The organism is Geomicrobium sp. JCM 19039 (genome assembly GCF_000698145.1).
Lineage (GTDB): Bacteria > Bacillota > Bacilli > Bacillales > Marinococcaceae > Geomicrobium_A.
In genome coordinates this window covers 146,003-165,319 of the sequence record NZ_BAXB01000004.1, presented here as the reverse complement: position 1 = coordinate 165,319, position 19,317 = coordinate 146,003, and the positions used below count along the sequence as shown (strand labels likewise).

Here is a 19,317-nt window from a genome sequence, read left to right as displayed (position 1 = left end):
TATTCACGAGGAACGCCCTCCAATCAACTGCAGCGTATCGGTATATTGCGACGTAAACTGATCGAGGTCCATGACCCCAGCCACGTTTTGTAGAACGACCCTCTGACCGGTTTTCCGCAATGATTGTGCTTGCTGGAAAGCTTCTTGTTGTCTTTCTTTGCTAAACAAAATAAGCGTCGTTTTTTCGCTAGTTGGCGGATCGACATGATCGAGTGCTTCGACGAGACGGTCCAGTCGCAAGCCAAAGCCAGTTGCACTTGCCTCTCTCCCGAATTTTGGTAGCAATTCATCATAACGTCCCCCGCTCCCGAGTGGAAACCCGAGATCAAACGCATAGCTTTCAAACACAACACCTGTGTAATAATCAATGTGCATGACGAGGTTCAAATCAATATTCATATACTCCGAGACGCCGTAGCTCTCTAACACATGCCAAACGTCTTTAATTTCTTCTAATGAGCGCAATGCTTCTGGACTCGTTACGAGCGTTTTCGCCGTATCCAATACTTCTAGCCCACCGCGCAACGATAACAATTTCAACAAACGATTTTTATCCAACGAGGATATGGACAATTGCTCTACACGATGTTTAAATCCTACGTAATTTTTTTCGTATAAGTATTGCTTTAATTCTGCTACACCTTGCCCTTGACCGACAATTTCTTTAAATAGTGCATTCATAAAGCCGATATGACCAAATGCAATGCGAAAATCATCAAGTCCGGTTCGCTTTAAAGAGGATGCCATGAGCGCCATCGCTTCTCCGTCGGCATTCATCGTCCGGTCTCCAATGAGCTCGACCCCGTACTGTTGGAATTCAGCCGGACGCCCTCCTTCATTCACTTGAGCCCGATACAAGTACGTATTGTAGGAAAGTCGTAATGGAAATGGCATTTCTTGCAGACCAGAACTTGCCACACGCGCAATCGGTGCGGTCATATCTGGGCGCAGCACTAACGTACGCCCCTCTTTATCCAATAGCTTAAACAACTTTGCATCATGGATGGCAGACGCAGCACCAACGGTTTCATAGTATTCAAGAGCAGGCGTATGTAGCATGTTGTACCCCCAAAGGCGCACTTCTGCATCTATCGCTTCCTCGATGTCTCTCGTCCGATTAAAAAGTGGAGGCAGCGTATCATTCATTCCAAGCGGTTTCTCAAACATAAATGGATTCGACATGGAGATATCCCCCAGTTACAGGATTTTTCACTTTAGTTTGTTAGAGCGATAACACATTAAAGATAATGTAGAGTTTACACTTATTCGTGAATTTCGTCAATGAACGTACACAAAAAGCTTGCTGTTGTTTATGTACAACAGCAAGCTTTTTTTAGACCGCCGCTCCGTCCAATCTTTTTTCGTTATTGCGAATAACAAACGTAAAGATGGAGCCGAGTGCGCCTAACGTTAAGATGGTAAATACGAACAAAACAACGTAGCTGTCGCTGTATTTTTTAAACAGGTGGAAAAATGCAAACAGTGTGAAACCGGTTAATGCTAACCCTAACGGAATCGTAATAATGAATGCGAATGGAATGAAAGAACTAATGAATCCAAACATGAAGTTTGCAGCCATGAGCCCAACTAATATCCACGGTAGCGCTTCGCGCATCCCTGAACCTACACGATCTTTAACTAACACTGCAAGTAAGTAGTACTGTGCGTAAGGAATAAATGCGAGCCATGCATAATCGATGCCTTCCCGTTGCCCCATTTTAAATAGACCAAAAGCAAGGAATAAATACAGTACGATCGCCATTATAAATATTACAACAATGAACACACCTAAAAACGCAAAGAATGCCGAGAATAAAGCTTTCTTCAGCCGTCATACGAACACCTCCTTTCTAATTGTTATTTAGGAGTAATGATTTGCATCGGATTCCCCCAACAAATGCTCCGGGTGCGACATCTTTATGAACGAGTGTTGCTGCCGACACTATCGCTCCATCCCCAATCGTTACGCCAGGTAAGATGAGAGAATTTGCACCAATCATCACATTGCTGCCAATGACGACGTCTCCTAACCGGTATTCATCAATCAAATACTCATGCGCCAAAATTGTCGTCGAAAAACCGATAATTGTATTGCTCCCGACAGAGATTCGCTCCGGGTACATTACATCAGGAGTTACTTTTAGCGCAAACGATGTGCGCTCACCGACGTTCATTTTTAGCAGGTGACGATACATCCAATTTTTCACACGTAAAAATGGCGTTACCCGACTCACCTCAATGACGATGAAGTTTTTGACGACCTTCCAAAAAGACACCGTTTTATACATATGCCAAAGTGAGTTGTCTTTTTCTACCGGGTAACGTTGTGTGTTTCGTCCCATGTTATTCGACTCCTAAAATATTCAGTAGATCCCGCATGTCATTCAATACGTAGTCAGGGTGCAGTGCCTTCACTTCATCCAACCCACGTACTGCCCAACTTACAGCAGCTGTCGCTGTTCCCGCTCGCTTTCCACCATCAATATCATGCGTATTGTCGCCAACCATAAGCGTTTGTGCAGGCTGACTGCCAAGCGCTTGCATCGCTTTCTTTAATGGTTCTGGATGTGGTTTTACATGCTCAACATCATCAAATGTTACAATCGTCGAAAAATACGGCTTCAAACCGGTAATCTCCAAACCTCGCTCCGTCGTTGTTTTCCTTTTTGTCGTCACAACGCCTAGCTTAAACCCCGATTCAAATAACCTTGATATGGCTTCGCGAACCCCTTCGTATTCTTTTAATAGTTCGTCATGGTGTTCGTGGTTATGTTCAATGTACATTGCAACCATCTCTTCTGCACGTCCGGCATCAAGGCGTTGGAACGTATCATTGAGAGAAGGCCCGATAAACGGAAGGATTTCAGTTCTCGAGTACTCCCCTGGATAATAATGCCCTAACGTATGTTCGAACGAAGAAATAATCAATTCATTGCTGTCTACGAGTGTGCCGTCCAAATCAAAAAGCACCGTATCGACTGTTCTCATGAGCAACAGCCTCCTTTTGTTCATTTTTCTTTTCCGAGCGATTCCAAAGATAGGCAACGACCATCGTCAGAAGGATGGCTGTTACTAAACGAATGGCTAGTAACGGCAGGACTGGAATGCCGAGCGGTATGAATATGAGCGTATCCTCTACAATGGCGTGACAAGCGACGAGAAAGATGACGACGAGATATACATCTTTCTTTTTTACACCGTTTTTCTTCACTTCCTCAATCATCACCCCTGCTCCAAGAGCAAGTCCGAAAAACAATCCAGAAGCAAGCGTTGTCGATGTATTCGGAGCGATACCGAGTAATCGTGTGAAAGGAAGCATCTTATGAGAGAACCACTCCAGTAACTTAAGGTCTCGCATCACTTGAATAAGAAGCATAATCGGAAAGACGAAAACAGCGAGCTGTAAAATTCCCATCGTAGCTGCTGTTAAGCCCTCGAATGCTATTCCTGCAACACTTGTAGGCTCAACCGTTTCAGGTGCTTGCAACATGCCGTATTGTGCGATTTCTTGCCCACCTTGCCAAAGCCAGTTGATCATGACTGCAGCAAACAGCGCCAATCCAATACGAACGAGCAAAATGACAGAAATTCTCACTCCGAGTTTCGTTGCTACTGCCGATTCAACGATGAGGTTATGACTAAATGACAACATAACCGCTAGAATAAAGACTTCTTTTACGGTGAGTTCCAGTGAAAGGATCGCACCGATCCCTGCGTACAAATTAAGAAAGTTCCCAAGTACGAGAGGGATGGCGGCTTCTCCAGGCAATCCAAGCCACCCCATCACTGGAGCGATTTGCCGGGCAATCCAGTCCAAAACCGGTGTATGAGATAGAACCGTGATGAGAAACGTGATCGGAAAGATGATTTTTGCGAGCATCCAAGTTGTCTTCAGTCCAGACATCAGACCGTGTTTTAACGTTTTCATCCGCTTCCTCAATTCATTTATTTCTTTTTATGATTATTCTTCTTGTTCGTTTTCTCGTCATCATCTTTGTAGCGAACATCCGAAAGGCCTGCTTTTCTTCGATAGATTAAGACGGCAACAGCACCAATAATGAGCACAATCGATAACACTTGGGCTGTGCGCAATAAATCAAAGATCATCAGACTGTCGGTCCGCAAACCTTCTATAAATAGTCGCCCAAAGGAATACCAGATCACATAAGTGAGGAACAGCTCACCACGACGTAAGTTCACACGGCGTAAGTACAAGAGTATGGCAACACCGATCAAACTCCAAAGTGATTCGTATAAGAACGTCGGGTGGTAATACGTGCCATCGATGTACATCTGGTTAATGATGAACTCAGGCAACATGAGGTTCTCAAGAAACTGGCGTGACACTTCCCCACCATGTGCTTCTTGATTCATAAAGTTACCCCAACGTCCAATTGCTTGGCCTAAAAGGATACTTGGCGCGGTAATATCGGCAAGTTTCCAAAACGATACTCCTCGTTTCTTCGCGAAGACGATGGCTGTAATAACGGCACCGATGAGAGCACCGTGAATGGCGAGACCGCCTTCCAAATGGCAATAATTTGCCCAGGGTTTTCCAAGTAATAATCCAGTCGAAAAAGTACATAGTACAAGCGGGCACTCACAATGGAAATAGGGACTGCCCAAATTAACAAGTCTAAAAGTAGCTCTGAATGGAGTCCTCTTCGTTTCGCTTCATGATTCGCAAGTAAAAATGCGAGAAGTCCACCGAGCATAATGATCAACCCATACCAATAAATGGGCCATCCAAATATTTCAATGGCTACCGGATTTAGTGGCTGAACCGAATAAAACAGCATACACTCACCTCTTAATTATTTTTATTCATCTTTATCGTAGTCTTCAATAACGTCCATCAACTTGTTCGAGAATTCCTGTGCTGCATTAATGCCCATACGCTTCAGACGGAAGTTCATGGCAGCTACTTCAACGATAACCGCTAAGTTTCGCCCTGGGCGAACTGGAATTGTATATTTAGGAATTTCACTTTCTAAAATTTGTAACTTATCTTCATCAATGCCAAGACGATCATACGCTTTTGTCTCATCCCAAATTTCTAAGTGCACATTTAACGTAATTCGTTTAAACGGTCGGACGGCGCCGGCGCCAAATAGTGTCATAACGTCAATGATGCCAAGTCCACGGATTTCCAATAGATGGCGAATAAGGTCAGGCGCTCTCCCCATGAGTGTATCCGCATGCTGTTGACTAATTTCTACCGAATCATCGGCAACGAGTCGATGCCCTCTACGCACGAGATCAAGAGCCGTCTCACTCTTACCAACACCACTTGCACCAGTAATAAGAACGCCGATTCCGTATATATCGACTAACACACCATGAACAGCCGTTGTGTCCGCTAGTTGTGCTTCAAGGAAGTTCGTCACCATACTAATGAGTCGGGTCGTCGTCATATCTGCTCGCATAATCGGTACACCTGAGCGTTCAGACGCTTTTTTTAATTCTTCCGGCGCTTCAAGACCTCTGGAAATAATGACACCAGGTGTATTGGCTGTACACAGTTTGTCCATTCTTTCTGCTTTCTGGTCGGCCGTGAGTCGTTCTAAAAACGTTAGCTCCGTTCTACCTAACAATTGCAATCGCCGACGAGGATAATATGTAAAGAAACCAGCCATTTCCATACCCGGCCTAGAAATATCACTCGTTGTAATCGGACGGTAAATGCCATCCTCTCCACCGAGAAGTTCTAACGAGAAGCGATCGATCAAGTCTTTCGCAGTTACTTTTGACATCGTAACACCTCCATGCATTCCACGATCAAGCCGTTCGCAGATCTTTACTATTGTAGCATGTTTGAAAGCGCAAATGAACGACAAAGAGCGCCCGTGATGGATTCCGGGCGCTCTTAAATTATGATGTGAACGGTTTTGACAGCAAGTTAAGCAATGCATTAATCACTGCCATAACAACAGCAGCTAGAATCGCGGTACCGAAATTCTCAATCATGAATAGATCGCCCATTACCCAAGAGATCACGTACAAGAGCAGAGCGTTTATGACGAAAATAAAGATACCAAGCGTTACGATGGTGACAGGTAAGGTCAAGACGACAATGATTGGCTTTACGAGTGTGTTCGCCAAGCCAAGCAAAACAGCAGCTAGAATCGCTGCACCCCAACCGCTTAGTTCAAACCCATCAAATAGTAAACCTGTAATTAAGAGCACTGCTGCATTCACCGCAATATAGAAAAAACACCCGATCACGTTTGTCTGTCTCCTTCTGAAGCACAAGTATCGTCATTGCCAAATAAACGAGAGAAGTGAAAGGAAAAGCGAATATGAGACTAAGAACAGCAATGATCCGGATCAGTTTCACGTCAATCGGTAAAACGTTCGCCAAACCACCACAAACTCCTGTGAACCAACGGTCCGTATCTGAACGGCGTAAAGATCCCATATTCGCTACCCCCTATTCTCTTCCTTCTGATTTCAATGATACTGAGCCTGTTTTCGTACTCGCTTCAATGCGAAGCTGTTGTTCGTAGCTTGGGTTAGAGACTAAGGAAAGCGTCTTTTGAATAAAGTCTCGTTTCTCCTCAAGTACATCGACATTCGGCAACTTCCAATGATAATTGCCGACGTTAGTTTTGAGTTTCGCCTTCGTGCCAATCTCGTCAGGTACAACGACATAAATTGAACCTGTTGTTGCATTCAATGACGCTCTGCCTTCCTTTACATCACGCAAACGACAGTTAATCGTGCCATTCAGTGATTCTGCGTCAATGTCGTCGAAACTTCCTTCTATATCTATCGTACCGTTCGCTGTGCGCAGATCAATTCTTTCGCTTTGACCGCCTTTAATATGAATCGTTCCATTCATCGCTTCGGCTTCCAAAACATCGGCTTTAAGATCTTCAAGTTCCAAGCTCCCATTCACCGATTTGACCGTCACGTACGTGCTGTCCACATCTCGCAACGAAATCTTGCCGTTAAACGTGTACAACTTCAACTTATCTAGCTTCTTCTTCGGGACGTAGATTGTCGCGTTAACTTTCAAACGTTTGGATTTCGTGTACAAGTGTAGTTCTCCACCGACGGATTCTAACACGGTGTTTTCTAGAAATGCATCGCGCGCTTCTTCTTCACCATCCGCCTTATACACCTTCGCCTTGCAGTCGACTTTCACGTCTTCTTCATCCCAAACAACGACATCAATCGTGCCGTTCTCTAACGACACTTCAAACAACTCTTCGGTCATATTCGTATGTTGAAAGATATGGTTTACTTCCACTGCATTGCCGAAGTTGAAATCAAGATCAAGTTCTTTAATTTTCGTCACTGCTGACTCAACAAAATCTGAGAACCAACGGGCACCTTCGCTCCAGCGACTGCTTTCATCCGATCCGTTTTGACGCTCGTTCTCTCGTTCATCAAATCGTTTATTTCCTTCGTCCCAATTCACTTGAGTACTTAACTCTGACGTTTCACGAGTTGTGGAACTGCTCACCGTTGATTGCTTTTTCTCTTGGTTGCCAATCGCCTTCATGAGCTTCTCGCCATCTTCTGCACTAATCTTGCCTTCATCAATCATCTTTAGAATCATTTTGCGTTCTTCCACAATATATCCCCCACTTTCAGATTAATGATTTGCGATTGATACATATACGTTTAATAGGAAAAATCGGTTTCAATTGATCTACGAATTTACTGATGCTTCTTCGTCCATGCGTTTGTTCTCTCGTTCAAGAATTGGCTTTAAGAAGACGCCTGTGTGTGACCGATCGTTAGCAGCAATTTGCTCTGGTGTACCGGTAGCGACAATTTCACCACCGCCATCTCCACCTTCTGGTCCGAGATCAATCATATAGTCGACGGTTTTGATGACATCTAGATTGTGTTCAATAACAAGTACGGTGTCACCATGGTCAACGAGGCGCTGCAACACTTGCAATAACCGCTTGATGTCATCGACGTGTAATCCCGTTGTCGGCTCATCCAGGATATACAAAGAACGACCACTGCTACGCCTGTGGAGTTGTGATGCAAGCTTCACACGCTGAGCCTCCCCACCTGACAGTGTGGTGGCAGATTGCCCTAATTTTATATACCCTAATCCGACATCTTGTAACGTTTTAATTTTGCGGTAGATTCTTGGGATGTTCTCATAGAAAACAATCGCTTCATCAACCGTCATCTCAAGCACATCTGCAATGTTCTTATTTTTGTACGTAATGTCGAGCGTCTCGCGATTATACCGCTTCCCGTCGCATTCTTCACAAGGCACATATACATCAGGAAGAAAATGCATCTCAATCTTAATGATACCGTCTCCTCGGCATGTCTCGCAACGACCGCCTTTTACATTAAAACTGAACCGCCCCTTTTGATACCCTCGTACTTTCGCTTCGTTCGTCATCGCAAACACTTCGCGAATATAATCAAATACACCTGTGTACGTTGCCGGATTTGACCTTGGCGTTCGCCCGATTGGAGACTGGTCAATGTTCACGACGTAATCCAGCTCTTCAATCCCTTTAATCTCTCGGTGTTTCGCTGGCTTTTCACGGGCACGGTGCAACTTTTGGGAAAGTGCTTTTCGGAGAATGTCATTGATGAGTGTACTCTTCCCCGAACCTGATACCCCGGTAACCGCATTGAACACCCCGAGCGGAATATCGACGGACACGTTTTTTAAGTTATTAGCGCTTGCCCCTTTTATTGAGATCTTTCGATCTGTACGATCTCTTCTATCTTTTGGCAATGGGATATACCGCTTCCCTGACAAGTATTGACCGGTTAATGATTCTGGATCTTCCATTACTTGATCTGGTGTTCCTTCGGACGTAATATACCCACCATTTAATCCGGCACCGGGACCAATATCAACGATGTAGTCGGCAGCAAGCATCGTATCTTCATCATGTTCAACGACGATTAGCGTATTGCCAAGATCACGCATCCTCTCCAACGTTCGGATAAGGCGCATGTTGTCTCGTTGGTGCAAGCCGATGCTCGGCTCATCCAAAATGTATAGAACCCCCATCAATGCCGAGCCAATTTGGGTCGCAAGACGAATTCGTTGGGCTTCCCCACCAGACAACGTGCCAGCTGTACGACTAAGTGTTAAATATCCGAGGCCGACGTTCCCTAGAAACCCTAGACGCTCAGAGATTTCATTCAAAATGAGACGGGCAATTTGACGATCTTTCTCAGACAAGTCGAGCTGCTCGATCCATGACTTTGTTTGCAAAATAGGCAAGTCCGTCACTTGACCGATATGCTTCCCATCAATCCAGACGGCGAGACTTTCGTCTTTTAAGCGATGGCCATTACACGTTTTACATGCCTTGCTAATCATGTATTGCTCCATCTGCTCACGCACATAATCTGACGACGTTTCGTGGTAACGACGGGAGATGTTGTTTAACACCCCTTCAAATTGAATGAGTCGTTCCCGGACGCCACCAAACTCATTCTCATGGCGAAACAACACTTTCTCTTTCCCACCGCCATAAAACAAAATATTCACGTGTTCTTTCGGAAGATGCTCGAACGGCACATCCATATCAATACCAAAATGAGAGCACACAGCTTGCAAGAGATGCGGATAATAGTTAGAACTCGTTGGCTTCCACGGCAAAATCGCATGATCATTTAACGTCAGACCCGCGTCAGGAACAACCAATTCTTCATCGGTTTCCAGTTTCGCGCCGATACCATCACACGTCGGACAAGCGCCAAAAGGATTGTTAAAAGAGAAAAGACGCGGTTCTAGTTCACCGATGGAGAATCCACAATGAGGGCAGGAATGATGTTGATTAAACAACACTTCTTCCTCACCGACAACATCAATAAGAATGCGCCCACCAGATAGTTCAAGCCCCGTTTCTAGAGAACCTGAAAGGCGGGCCTCAATCCCTTCTTTAATCACGATGCGGTCTACAACCACTTCAATATTATGCTTTTTATTCTTCTCCAGCGTAATCTCTTCAGACAAGTCAACAATCGTATCGTCAACACGAACACGGACAAACCCTTGTTTCTTTAAGTCTTCAAATACTTTAACGTGCGTGCCTTTTCTCCCTGAAACCACTGGCGCAAGGATTTGCATTTTCGTTCGTTCTGGATACGTGAGCAACTGGTCAATCATTTGCTGAACACTTTGGGACGTAATGGGGATGTGGTGTCGCGGGCAATAAGGCATACCAATACGGGCAAATAACAATCGTAAATAATCATATATTTCAGTAACGGTGCCAACAGTTGATCTCGGATTTTGGCTCGTCGTCTTCTGATCGATGGAAATCGCAGGCGATAAGCCTTCAATACTGTCTACATCTGGCTTATCCATCTGTCCTAAAAACTGCCTTGCATACGCAGACAAAGATTCCACATATCGGCGCTGCCCCTCAGCATAAATCGTGTCAAACGCAAGGGATGACTTACCTGACCCCGACAACCCTGTAAACACAATAAGTTGATCGCGAGGAATGGTCAGATCTACATTCTTTAGATTGTGTGACCTTGCACCTTTAACTTGAATATTCTCTAATGCCATAAGTCGGGTCTTCCCTTCCATCCATAGTCGATTAGCTGCCTTTTAGTTCGATGAGCACATCTCGTAACTCAGCTGCCCGTTCGAAATCCAATAAGCGCGCAGCTTCTTTCATATCTGTTTCGATCTTCTCGATCGTCTTCTCTCGTTCTTCTTTGGTCATTTGCTTTGGTTTCTTTACGATCGCGCTGTCTGTTTCGTCAGAAGACACCGTCGCTTGCACCGTCTGTGGGACCGCTTTTTGGATCGTCTTCGGTTCGATGCCGTGCTCTTCATTGTGCTTCTGCTGGATGGCACGCCGACGCTCAGTTTCATCAATAGCGACCCTCATCGAGCCCGTCATTTTGTCCGCATACATGATGACTTGACCAGCTGCGTTTCGTGCCGCACGACCCATCGTCTGAATGAGCGAGCGCTCCGCTCGTAGAAAACCTTCCTTGTCAGCGTCTAAAATTGCAACAAGGGAAACTTCAGGTATATCCAACCCTTCACGCAACAAGTTAATGCCGACGAGACAATCAAATTCACCGAGGCGTAACTGCCGGATAATCTCCAGCCTTTCTAGCGTCTTAATGTCAGAATGAAGGTATTTTACTTTAATGCCAATTTCCGTTAAATATGTGCTCAAGTCTTCCGACATTTTCTTCGTAAGCGTCGTAATGAGTACTCGTTCACCTTTTTCTGCACGTTCATTAATCTCACCGATAAGGTCATCAATTTGGCCTTCAATCGGACGCACATCAACAAGTGGATCAAGCAGCCCCGTCGGCCGAATAATCTGTTCAACCATTTCCGGAGACTGTTCCTCTTCATAAGGTCCAGGTGTTGCGGAGACATATACCGCTTGCGATACCCTTCCCTCAAATTCATCGAACTTTAATGGTCGGTTGTCCATTGCTGATGGCAGGCGAAAGCCGTGATCAACGAGCACTTGCTTTCTCGCTTGGTCTCCGTTATACATTCCCCGTACTTGCGGTAATGTAACGTGCGATTCATCTACGATTAAAAGAAAATCTTTTGGAAAGAAATCAATTAACGTGTACGGAGATTCACCAGGGTTCCGGAACGTGAGGTGTCTTGAATAGTTTTCGATTCCTGAACAAAAGCCCATTTCATGCATCATTTCAATATCATAACGCGTCCGCTGTTCTAGTCGCTGCGCTTCAAGCAATTTGTTGCGACCGTGCAAGACGTCAAGCTGTTCCTCTAATTCTTTCTCGATATTTACAATCGCTTTCTTCATCTTTTCTTCACGCGTCACAAAGTGCGAAGCTGGGAAAATAGCGACGTGATTACGATCTCCGATGACTTCTCCTGTTAACGCATCTACCTCAGTGATTCGGTCAATCTCATCACCAAAAAACTCTACGCGAAAACATTGCTCATCACGAGATGCCGGAAAGATTTCCACAACATCTCCACGTACGCGAAACGTTCCACGAATAAAGTTAATATCATTGCGTGTATATTGAATGTCTACCAAATCATTGAGTAGCTCATCGCGTCCTTTTTCCATATCCGTGCGTAGGGAAACGACAAGATCACGGTATTCTTCCGGTGACCCTAAACCATAAATGCAACTTACACTCGCAATAATGATGACATCATCACGTTCAAAAAGCGCGCTCGTTGCCGAGTGCCGTAATTTATCAATCTCATCGTTAATGCTTGCATCTTTCTCTATAAAGGTGTCCGACTGAGGCACATACGCCTCCGGTTGATAATAATCGTAGTAACTAACAAAGTATTCCACAGCATTGTTAGGAAAAAATGCTTTGAACTCATTGTATAGCTGACCAGCAAGTGTCTTATTGTGTGCAATAATTAACGTCGGTTTCTTAACTTCTTTAATGACGTTCGACATCGTAAATGTCTTGCCTGTTCCCGTCGCTCCAAGCAACACTTGGTGACGTTTCCCATCACGAACCCCTTTCACAATCTCTTTGATTGCATTCGGTTGATCCCCTTGCGGTTCGTATTCCGATACTAACTCAAAATCTCGGCTCAAAACACGTTCCTCCTTCTATCAACAACGATCATCTTCTTTGTGTAAGTATACCATAGCGAAAGAAAAAGCGAACATATTTTCGCTTTTTCTTTTCCAATGTCCATAAAAAGACATTCCCGTTTTTGGCATGATTATTCATAGAATGCCTCAATCGGGAATGTCTTATAACAACTTTGTTTTAATTATCCGTGTGAGTCGTAACTATGCCACTCTTCGCGGCTTTCGGGCTTCAAAAAGATAATGCCTAATTCATGATGCTGATTATCGTAAAGGGCGGCTTGTTCGATCCGTTTTTCACCTTGAGCATCAACAACTTCTACCCGTCCATAGGCAGGGTTAATTTGCAGCTTTTGGTAGAAACTCCATTCGCTATTGACCGGTTCTCGGTGCACTTTTGTAATGATTTCCCCTGGTTTTAAGCCCATCTTGTCTGCAGGCGAATCCGTTATAACTGCAAGAATCATCACGCCATCAGACCGTGGCGTGAAGTATGGAATTTGACGACCTTCCCTTGATACCCGCAATATATGGACGAACACTACGAAGACGAACAACACTGAGGCCGTACCGAGTGGTGAGAAAACGTCAAAGTAAACGATTGTTGCACCGGCACTTGTCAGTACAGCCAACCAAATCGTCCGGATCGCCGTACGTTGTATTTGCTTGTACAGTAATTCAGTTTGTGAGCGCGCTCGAAGTCCAATGAGAACAGGCAAAAGCACGAGCGAAACTTCATTTCCGAACGAAAATACCGGCCACCAGCCGATGTCAGAAAATCCACTTCCTGGAATGAATATGAAGATGGGAATGAGCCAAGCTCGTTCCACCATTTGTCCACCAATCCACTTTCCTCGCTTGCTCTTTGTCCGAAGCGGTGAAAAGTGTGTGGGTTTCTTCAACCTACTTAAAAGGATGGCTTCCACAATGAGGAGCAGCCCGACGAGAACGAGCACGGGAAACGCCTCCGCTTGTCCGACTTGCACAAATGGCAGTTCCACATTGAAAAAGGCGAAGCCAACATCCAATAAGTACGCAATTAACAGTGCATATGCAGATGATAAAAAACGCGCACCGAACACGATGAGAAGCAATGCATACACTATGGCAGCCAGCAGAATGTACGAAGTGTGAACACCAAACCGAGCAGCAGAACGACAGATGAAAGCACAATGCCTGCTAACACACCTGGGATGAGCGGGTAAAACAATTCATTCGTCCAAGCCCCGATCCCAGTATGAAACATTTTTCGTTCCCTTTTGACGCGGCGATACCCTAACCAAGCCATAAAAAGAAGTGCGATATATGTAAGTGGGTGCACAAAAAACAAACCAATTCCTGTCAGCAACTCGTTCAGCCACGTTGGCATCGCGCATCCCTCATTTCTAGGTATTTCCCTTATTATAACTGAGTCGTCAGAAAATAGCTTCCATAAAAAGAACCATGCATTCGCGTATCCAAAGAGACGAATGCATGGCCTGCTTCATTACGATGCTTGTTCCAAGATCACTTCAATGGCTCGATTCAATTGCCGATCATTACTTGGCTCACGAATTTGTTCAACAATGCTTGTATGAAGCGCTTGAGCGGTCTCTTCGTTGATCGTACCGTTCACATCGAGGTCGTCCGCCATCTCTTGAAATGCAATAACTGCGTTCTCTGTTTGTTCGTCGAAATACCCGTCTGTTCTTCCTGGCTCATAACCAAGACCGAGTAAGATCTCCTGAGCACTGCGTACTTGATCGCTGTTATCGTTTGGCTCTAATGGTTCATCAATCGCCAATGCCGTCGCATAGAAATAGTCAGGTTGTGTCTGTTCAATGGTTGGCTCTACACCTTCCTCATGAATGTCATTTCCAGCCGAAGTAAGCCAGCGGAACATCGACAAATTCATTTCACTTCCATCACCAAAATCATATGACTGTTGCACCGTGCCTTTTCCAAACGTCGTCTCACCAACGAGCTCGTAACCTCCAGCCTCATTCAATGCAGCGGCGAGAATTTCCGAAGCAGAAGCGCTGCCCCCGTTAATGAGTCCAACAATCGGATAAGACTTATTCTCTTCTAAAGTAGAAGCGTCTCAGTAACCGTACCGTCTGGCTCCTCTACTTGAACAATCGTTTCACCTTTAGGTAACAGCAAGCTACCAATTTCTTGAACACTATTCAAATAACCACCAGGGTTTGCTCGCACATCTACAATTAACCATCAATGCCTTCATTCTCAAGCTCATCGAGGCCTTCTCTAAACTCATCGGCTGTATCAATAGAAAACGATGTGATTTCCAGAACACCAATATCTTGACCATCTCTTTCATAATGGTGCGCATGCACCGTTTCGACCGGGATTGAATCTCGCTCAATCTCTACTTCAAATGGTTCAGAAGCCGATGCTCTGCCGATTGTAAGCACAACATTCGTGCCTTTTTCACCACGAATTTGCATGAGCGCTTCATTTAACGTTTGACCTTCCGTCGGATTACCATCAACTTCAAGAATTTGATCATCAGGCATTAGACCTGCCTCTTCTGCAGGTGATCCTTGAATAGGAGAAACAATCGTCACGTTGCCATTTACCATATTTACTTCGGCGCCAATACCTTCAAACTCATTGCCGAGTGATTGTGTAAATTGCTCAGCTGTGTCACGATCCATGTAGACCGAGTAGGGATCTTCCAACTCTTCTAGCATGCCGCGAATGGCCCCTTCATAGAGCTCATCTTCATTTACTTCTTCTACGTATCCTTCTGAAATAACGTCAAAAGCTCTGTGCACCTTATCCCAGCCGCTACCTTCACCATCAGAATTTGAGTCACCTTGACTCAGCGGTGCATCATAACCACCTTGGTCCAAACTTGCACCTGCATACATTCCTCCGGCACCTGCGACAAGAACAGCAGCTACGAGAGCCGCAATCCATTTGCCACTTCCACTCATCATTGCTCCACCTCTATTTATCAAAACGACATGACTTGCCTTTTAAGAGCATATGAAACGCTTGTATTGCTTATGATGTGAACCTCTCTTCCCACCATTTAAACACATTTTCTGTATCAAGACAAAGGAATATAGGCGGAAGTTTTTTGACGATAGAATGAAAATCCACCCCTATAACAGCCTTTTAGATAAGTTGAAACAAAGAAGTTCCGATTGAGAATAGCGTCGGAGTTCAGAGCGATTCCATTGTTACACTCGGCGCAGAAAACTCAGTTGCGATTTCCCGGCAAACAGATCGTTTTTGCCATTGAGAAAAAGGTGAAATCATATGCAAGTTGCCGAAGTTTGTGTGGCCATTTAGGTGAGCTATAATGTCTTTTCTCTGACGATCGGAGCCTTTCTATAAACCCTAGCCGGCAGATAACAGCGTGTGATGATAAATACCGTCTCCCTTACCTCGTTATCCTTTAGCGAGAACCCTCGCATCCGACCCGTGTGGGGATTTCAACAACTTGGAGCGTTGCAATCGTTAACAATCCAATCATAGAAACGTCTATGTGGGGATATAACCTTCCTATGTGGGAATTCCTGCAGAAAATGGTTCCCCCATTCAATGAACTCCCATCATAAGCGTGATCTTCGGGGGATTTTAAATTTACCTAAAGTGAAACATTGTTATACATTTTGCAATTCCCGTATGAATGAGCTGTAGACAAACCCGCAAAAAAGCCACAAGCGGCCAGGCCCCTTGTGGCTTTTCGTCTATTATATTTAGAGGTAATTGACTGGGTTCACTGAATTACTCTTTGCTCCGTTCCATGTGCCTTCATGCACTTCAAAGTGAAGGTGAGGCCCTGTAGAGCGTCCGGTGTTGCCCATAATGCCGATCTGTTGCGTCCGGCTTACGGATTGACCGACCGATACGTGGATGGATTCAAGGTGTGCATACAACGTCTCGACTGTTCTTCCGCCGATGTTGTGACGGATAATGACCGTATTTCCATACCCATCCATATATCTTGCGGCTTGCACAGTACCTGATTCAGAAGCAACGATTGGAACGTTTGAACGACCTGCTTGTGGAATATCGACACCGTGGTGCATTCTACCATTTCTCATACCGTAATGAGAGTTAATGTTCCCTGTTGCTGGACGTGCTAGCGTACCACCTGTGTCACTCACAGAGGACGATCCTCCGCCTACACTGGAGCCTGAGTCGCTAGAGCTGCCGCCACCTCCTGAGCTGTTTGAAGTGGATGGAGATGACGTTGTCGCCGCCGCTGTCTCTGCTGCAGTTTCTGCTTCTGCCGCCGCTGCTACGCGTGCGTCTTCTTGTGCTTGACGCTCAGCTTCGGCCGCTGCTTCCGCTTTTGCGATTTGATCTCTTTTCGCATCTTCTTGATCTTCAAGTAGCTGCTGCTCATTGGCAAGTGCATCTATCTCATCTAAAAGTTGCATTTCATCATCTTCAAGCCCTGACATGACGTCGTTTTTCACCGCCATCATATCTTCAAGCTCTGCACGTAACTCTTCTAATTGTTCTAAGTGATTTTCCAAGGTTGATAGATTATCTTCAACTTGTGCTTTCTTCTCTTCCAACAATTCATGGTCAGCTTGATGCTCTTCTAAAATGTCGCGATCTTGCTCAGCGATTGTGGAAAGAGTATGTACACGCTCAATAAAGTCACCGAAGCTTTGCGCGCCAAGCAGAACTTCTAAATATTCAACCGTACCGCCACCGTTTTTATACATCGAGCTGCCCGGTCTTTAATGAGTTCATCACGCTCCGCAATTCTTGCTTCAATTTCTTCAATTTCTGCTTCTAACGCTTCAATTTCCTCTTCAATTTCCGTGATTTCCGTTTCTAAATGGTTCATTTCAGAAGATGTTTCGCTAATTTCTTCGTCGAGTTCACGAATTTCTTCGCTAATGGCGTTCAAGTCGTTTTCGACGCCATCAAGCTCGCTCATCTTATCTTCTGTACGGTTCTCTACCTCTTGACGATCACTCTGAAGTTCACTTAACTCTTGCTCAAGCTCTGATGCTGAAGCTGAGCTGGTGTAACCCGTCCAGCCCGCTACAGCTACTAAGAGCGATGCTCCGAACATGAATAGCTTTTTCCCCTGCATGCTTAGCGTTCCTCCCAAAGTTCTGTTTTTCTATACTCGTAAAAACTTCCGCACAGACATCTGACTACCAAAGGCCCCAACAATAACACTAATGAAAAGCAGTATGGCTGACACTTGCCAGATCATCGGATTCGGATCGACAAGTGTGAAGAAAGGAATTTGATCATACATAAAACTATGCAAGTAGTAATATCCTGCGGTGAGACCCGCAATCGGTATGATTGCTCCAAAGATTCCAATGAGCATACCTTCTATGAAGAACGGATAGCGAACGAAACTGTTCGTAGCTCCGACAAGTTTCATAATTTGAATCTCATCTTTACGTGAGATAATTGTAAGTTTAATTGTGTTTGAAATGAGGAATATAGATGTAAAGATTAATCCAATGACGAGCGCCCCGCCGATGACCCGAATGTAGTTCGTAACGGTGAACAATTCAGAGAGAATCGTTTCTCCGTATTCAACCGTTTCAACTTCAGGCTGTGAGCGAATCTCTTCTGCTAACGGTTCTGTCATTTGTGGATCGGTTGCCTGTATAATCAATGCATCGTTTAACGGGTTCTCATCCCGCAAGTTTTCAAACACAGCTCCTTCAGAGCCTAAGCTATCAAGAAAATAATCCAAGCCCTCATCTCGGTCTCGGTAGATGACGGATTCAACCGAGGCATTTTGCTCAATATCCTCCATCAAGTTTTCTTGCTGACTAGATTCAACATCTTGTTCAAAGAATGCACGAATCTCCACATCATTTTCGATCGTATCGACAAGACTGTTCGTATTAATAATGAGGAAACCGAACACACCGACAACAAACAGCATGATTGCAACTGCACTAATCGAAGCGAAGCTCATCCAGCCGTTGCGTCGAATGTTCTTTATACCTTCCCGTCCGTGGCGTGCGAGTGTTCTACGCTTCATAGCCGTATGCTCCTCCCGCTTCATCCCGAACGACTTTGCCGCTTTCAATGGCGATGACTCGTTTTTTCAACGTGTTAACGATGTGACTGTTGTGTGTGGCCATAACAATGGTTGTCCCTCGGTTATTAATCTCTTCAAGCGTGCCCATAATGCTCCACGCAGTCTCGGGATCGAGGTTTCCTGTCGGCTCATCCGCAATAAGAATTGCAGGTTGGTTAACCATTGCTCGTGCAATCGCAATACGTTGCTTCTCTCCACCTGATAATTCCGTTGGATTAAACCGGGCCTTCGACTTCAAACCAACAATCTCTAATACATCCATCACTTGTGACTTAATCTTCTCTGGTGATTCTTCGATCACTTCAAGAGCAAAAGCAATGTTCTCATATACCGATAGCTTATTAAAAAGCTTGAAGTCTTGAAATACAACGCCAATCTTTCTTCGTAAGAAAGGAATTTGCTTGTTTGACAAATCTCCAAGATTCTTCCCATTAATATGGATGGTTCCTTCAGTCGGTTTTAATTCCCGAATCATCAGCTTAATAAAGGTTGTTTTGCCGGCACCACTCGGTCCAACGACATAAACAAATTCACCTTTATCAATGTGTATATCCATCCCATTTAGCGCCTGAACCCCATTAGGATACTGCTTGCGCACTCGTTTCATTGTTATCATCTTACTGATCACACCCAAAATTAAAAACTCTTGACGAAATATGTAGACGTTTGAAACCTCTTGTCATAATCTACGAAAATTATTATATCAATTCCCCCCAACTTTTTGTGTTACAGTTTGATTTCATCTCAATAACA

20 protein-coding genes and 1 pseudogene are annotated in these 19,317 nt (G+C 44.7%); all 21 read right to left on the bottom strand.

Annotation, left to right across the window (positions count from 1 at the left end; genetic code table 11):
• Positions 1-3: 3 nt before the first annotated feature.
• The 21 genes and pseudogenes from JCM19039_RS06255 to ftsE all read right to left on the bottom strand — a co-directional run bounded on the left by JCM19039_RS06255 (position 4) and on the right by ftsE (position 19,180).
• Positions 4-1,182 carry an ATP phosphoribosyltransferase regulatory subunit gene (locus tag JCM19039_RS06255; protein WP_042425033.1) on the bottom strand — a complete coding sequence of 393 codons (1,179 nt, stop codon included), beginning with the start codon at positions 1,180-1,182 and terminating at the stop codon, positions 4-6.
• A gap of 151 nt (positions 1,183-1,333) precedes the next feature.
• Complete coding sequence (locus JCM19039_RS06250) at positions 1,334-1,786, bottom strand: hypothetical protein (protein WP_152550108.1); 453 nt, start codon at positions 1,784-1,786, stop codon at positions 1,334-1,336.
• Between the two features lie 64 nt (positions 1,787-1,850).
• Positions 1,851-2,342, bottom strand: a complete 492-nt coding sequence (locus tag JCM19039_RS06245; protein WP_152550107.1) for a DapH/DapD/GlmU-related protein — start codon at positions 2,340-2,342, stop codon at positions 1,851-1,853.
• 1 nt (position 2,343) lies between these two features.
• Positions 2,344-2,988 (bottom strand): pyrophosphatase PpaX, encoded by a 645-nt coding sequence (gene ppaX, locus JCM19039_RS06240; protein WP_042425028.1) that lies wholly within the window; start codon positions 2,986-2,988, stop codon positions 2,344-2,346.
• Positions 2,960-3,928, bottom strand: coding sequence for a nucleoside recognition domain-containing protein (locus JCM19039_RS06235; protein ID WP_042425024.1), 969 nt, complete (start codon positions 3,926-3,928; stop codon positions 2,960-2,962). Before JCM19039_RS06235 ends, ppaX begins: the two co-directional genes overlap by 29 nt.
• 17 nt (positions 3,929-3,945) lie before the next feature.
• Positions 3,946-4,799, bottom strand: a pseudogene (gene lgt / locus JCM19039_RS06230) (prolipoprotein diacylglyceryl transferase).
• A gap of 21 nt (positions 4,800-4,820) precedes the next feature.
• Complete coding sequence (gene hprK, locus JCM19039_RS06225) at positions 4,821-5,753, bottom strand: HPr(Ser) kinase/phosphatase (RefSeq protein ID WP_042425020.1); 933 nt, start codon at positions 5,751-5,753, stop codon at positions 4,821-4,823.
• Positions 5,754-5,871: 118 nt separating this feature from the next.
• Positions 5,872-6,225 (bottom strand): phage holin family protein, encoded by a 354-nt coding sequence (locus JCM19039_RS06220; RefSeq protein WP_238544523.1) that lies wholly within the window; start codon positions 6,223-6,225, stop codon positions 5,872-5,874.
• Positions 6,158-6,418, bottom strand: coding sequence for a PspC domain-containing protein (locus JCM19039_RS27835; RefSeq protein WP_081834363.1), 261 nt, complete (start codon positions 6,416-6,418; stop codon positions 6,158-6,160). Before JCM19039_RS27835 ends, JCM19039_RS06220 begins: the two co-directional genes overlap by 68 nt.
• Before the next feature lie 12 nt (positions 6,419-6,430).
• Positions 6,431-7,579: a DUF4097 domain-containing protein gene (locus tag JCM19039_RS06215; RefSeq protein ID WP_042425017.1), complete on the bottom strand. Its 1,149-nt coding sequence runs from the start codon at positions 7,577-7,579 to the stop codon at positions 6,431-6,433.
• Positions 7,580-7,657: 78 nt separating this feature from the next.
• Complete coding sequence (gene uvrA / locus JCM19039_RS06210; RefSeq protein ID WP_042425014.1) at positions 7,658-10,519, bottom strand: excinuclease ABC subunit UvrA; 2,862 nt, start codon at positions 10,517-10,519, stop codon at positions 7,658-7,660.
• A gap of 31 nt (positions 10,520-10,550) precedes the next feature.
• A complete protein-coding gene (gene uvrB / locus JCM19039_RS06205; RefSeq protein ID WP_042425011.1) occupies positions 10,551-12,524 on the bottom strand; it encodes an excinuclease ABC subunit UvrB in 1,974 nt (657 codons plus the stop codon).
• Between the two features lie 182 nt (positions 12,525-12,706).
• Positions 12,707-13,624, bottom strand: a complete 918-nt coding sequence (locus tag JCM19039_RS06200; RefSeq protein ID WP_042425009.1) for a PDZ domain-containing protein — start codon at positions 13,622-13,624, stop codon at positions 12,707-12,709.
• Entirely contained in the window at positions 13,624-13,890 is a 267-nt protein-coding gene (locus tag JCM19039_RS06195) for a hypothetical protein (protein ID WP_042425007.1), read from the bottom strand. Before JCM19039_RS06195 ends, JCM19039_RS06200 begins: the two co-directional genes overlap by 1 nt.
• A 117-nt stretch (positions 13,891-14,007) precedes the next feature.
• Positions 14,008-14,523 carry a S41 family peptidase gene (locus JCM19039_RS27165; protein WP_307190182.1) on the bottom strand — a complete coding sequence of 172 codons (516 nt, stop codon included), beginning with the start codon at positions 14,521-14,523 and terminating at the stop codon, positions 14,008-14,010.
• Positions 14,524-14,585: 62 nt separating this feature from the next.
• Entirely contained in the window at positions 14,586-14,690 is a 105-nt protein-coding gene (locus tag JCM19039_RS27160; protein WP_307190173.1) for a hypothetical protein, read from the bottom strand.
• 32 nt (positions 14,691-14,722) lie between these two features.
• Positions 14,723-15,457, bottom strand: coding sequence for a S41 family peptidase (locus tag JCM19039_RS27155; protein ID WP_307190172.1), 735 nt, complete (start codon positions 15,455-15,457; stop codon positions 14,723-14,725).
• 771 nt (positions 15,458-16,228) lie between these two features.
• Complete coding sequence (locus JCM19039_RS26870; protein ID WP_052398571.1) at positions 16,229-17,209, bottom strand: murein hydrolase activator EnvC; 981 nt, start codon at positions 17,207-17,209, stop codon at positions 16,229-16,231.
• On the bottom strand, positions 17,173-17,586 hold the full coding sequence (locus tag JCM19039_RS21725) for a hypothetical protein (RefSeq protein ID WP_052398570.1): 414 nt from the start codon (positions 17,584-17,586) through the stop codon (positions 17,173-17,175). Before JCM19039_RS21725 ends, JCM19039_RS26870 begins: the two co-directional genes overlap by 37 nt.
• 30 nt (positions 17,587-17,616) lie before the next feature.
• The gene (gene ftsX / locus JCM19039_RS06180; protein ID WP_042425004.1) at positions 17,617-18,504 is read right to left on the bottom strand and encodes a permease-like cell division protein FtsX; all 888 of its coding nucleotides are present in this window, start codon (positions 18,502-18,504) and stop codon (positions 17,617-17,619) included.
• Entirely contained in the window at positions 18,494-19,180 is a 687-nt protein-coding gene (gene ftsE, locus JCM19039_RS06175; protein WP_042398008.1) for a cell division ATP-binding protein FtsE, read from the bottom strand. Before ftsE ends, ftsX begins: the two co-directional genes overlap by 11 nt.
• Positions 19,181-19,317 lie beyond the last annotated feature (137 nt).

Bases quoted from the DNA above. Each gene is read 5' to 3' on its own strand.
- JCM19039_RS06255 (WP_042425033.1), bottom strand. From the start codon at position 1,182: ATGTCGAATCCATTTATGTTTGAGAAACCGCTTGGAATGAATGATACG.
- JCM19039_RS06245 (WP_152550107.1), bottom strand. From the start codon at position 2,342: ATGGGACGAAACACACAACGTTACCCGGTAGAAAAAGACAACTCACTT.
- ppaX (WP_042425028.1), bottom strand. From the start codon at position 2,988: ATGAGAACAGTCGATACGGTGCTTTTTGATTTGGACGGCACACTCGTA.
- JCM19039_RS06235 (WP_042425024.1), bottom strand. From the start codon at position 3,928: ATGAAAACGTTAAAACACGGTCTGATGTCTGGACTGAAGACAACTTGG.
- hprK (WP_042425020.1), bottom strand. From the start codon at position 5,753: ATGTCAAAAGTAACTGCGAAAGACTTGATCGATCGCTTCTCGTTAGAA.
- JCM19039_RS27835 (WP_081834363.1), bottom strand. From the start codon at position 6,418: ATGGGATCTTTACGCCGTTCAGATACGGACCGTTGGTTCACAGGAGTT.
- uvrA (WP_042425014.1), bottom strand. From the start codon at position 10,519: ATGGCATTAGAGAATATTCAAGTTAAAGGTGCAAGGTCACACAATCTA.
- JCM19039_RS06195 (WP_042425007.1), bottom strand. From the start codon at position 13,890: ATGCCAACGTGGCTGAACGAGTTGCTGACAGGAATTGGTTTGTTTTTT.
- JCM19039_RS27155 (WP_307190172.1), bottom strand. From the start codon at position 15,457: ATGAGTGGAAGTGGCAAATGGATTGCGGCTCTCGTAGCTGCTGTTCTT.
- JCM19039_RS26870 (WP_052398571.1), bottom strand. From the start codon at position 17,209: ATGTATAAAAACGGTGGCGGTACGGTTGAATATTTAGAAGTTCTGCTT.
- JCM19039_RS21725 (WP_052398570.1), bottom strand. From the start codon at position 17,586: ATGCAGGGGAAAAAGCTATTCATGTTCGGAGCATCGCTCTTAGTAGCT.
- ftsX (WP_042425004.1), bottom strand. From the start codon at position 18,504: ATGAAGCGTAGAACACTCGCACGCCACGGACGGGAAGGTATAAAGAAC.
- ftsE (WP_042398008.1), bottom strand. From the start codon at position 19,180: ATGATAACAATGAAACGAGTGCGCAAGCAGTATCCTAATGGGGTTCAG.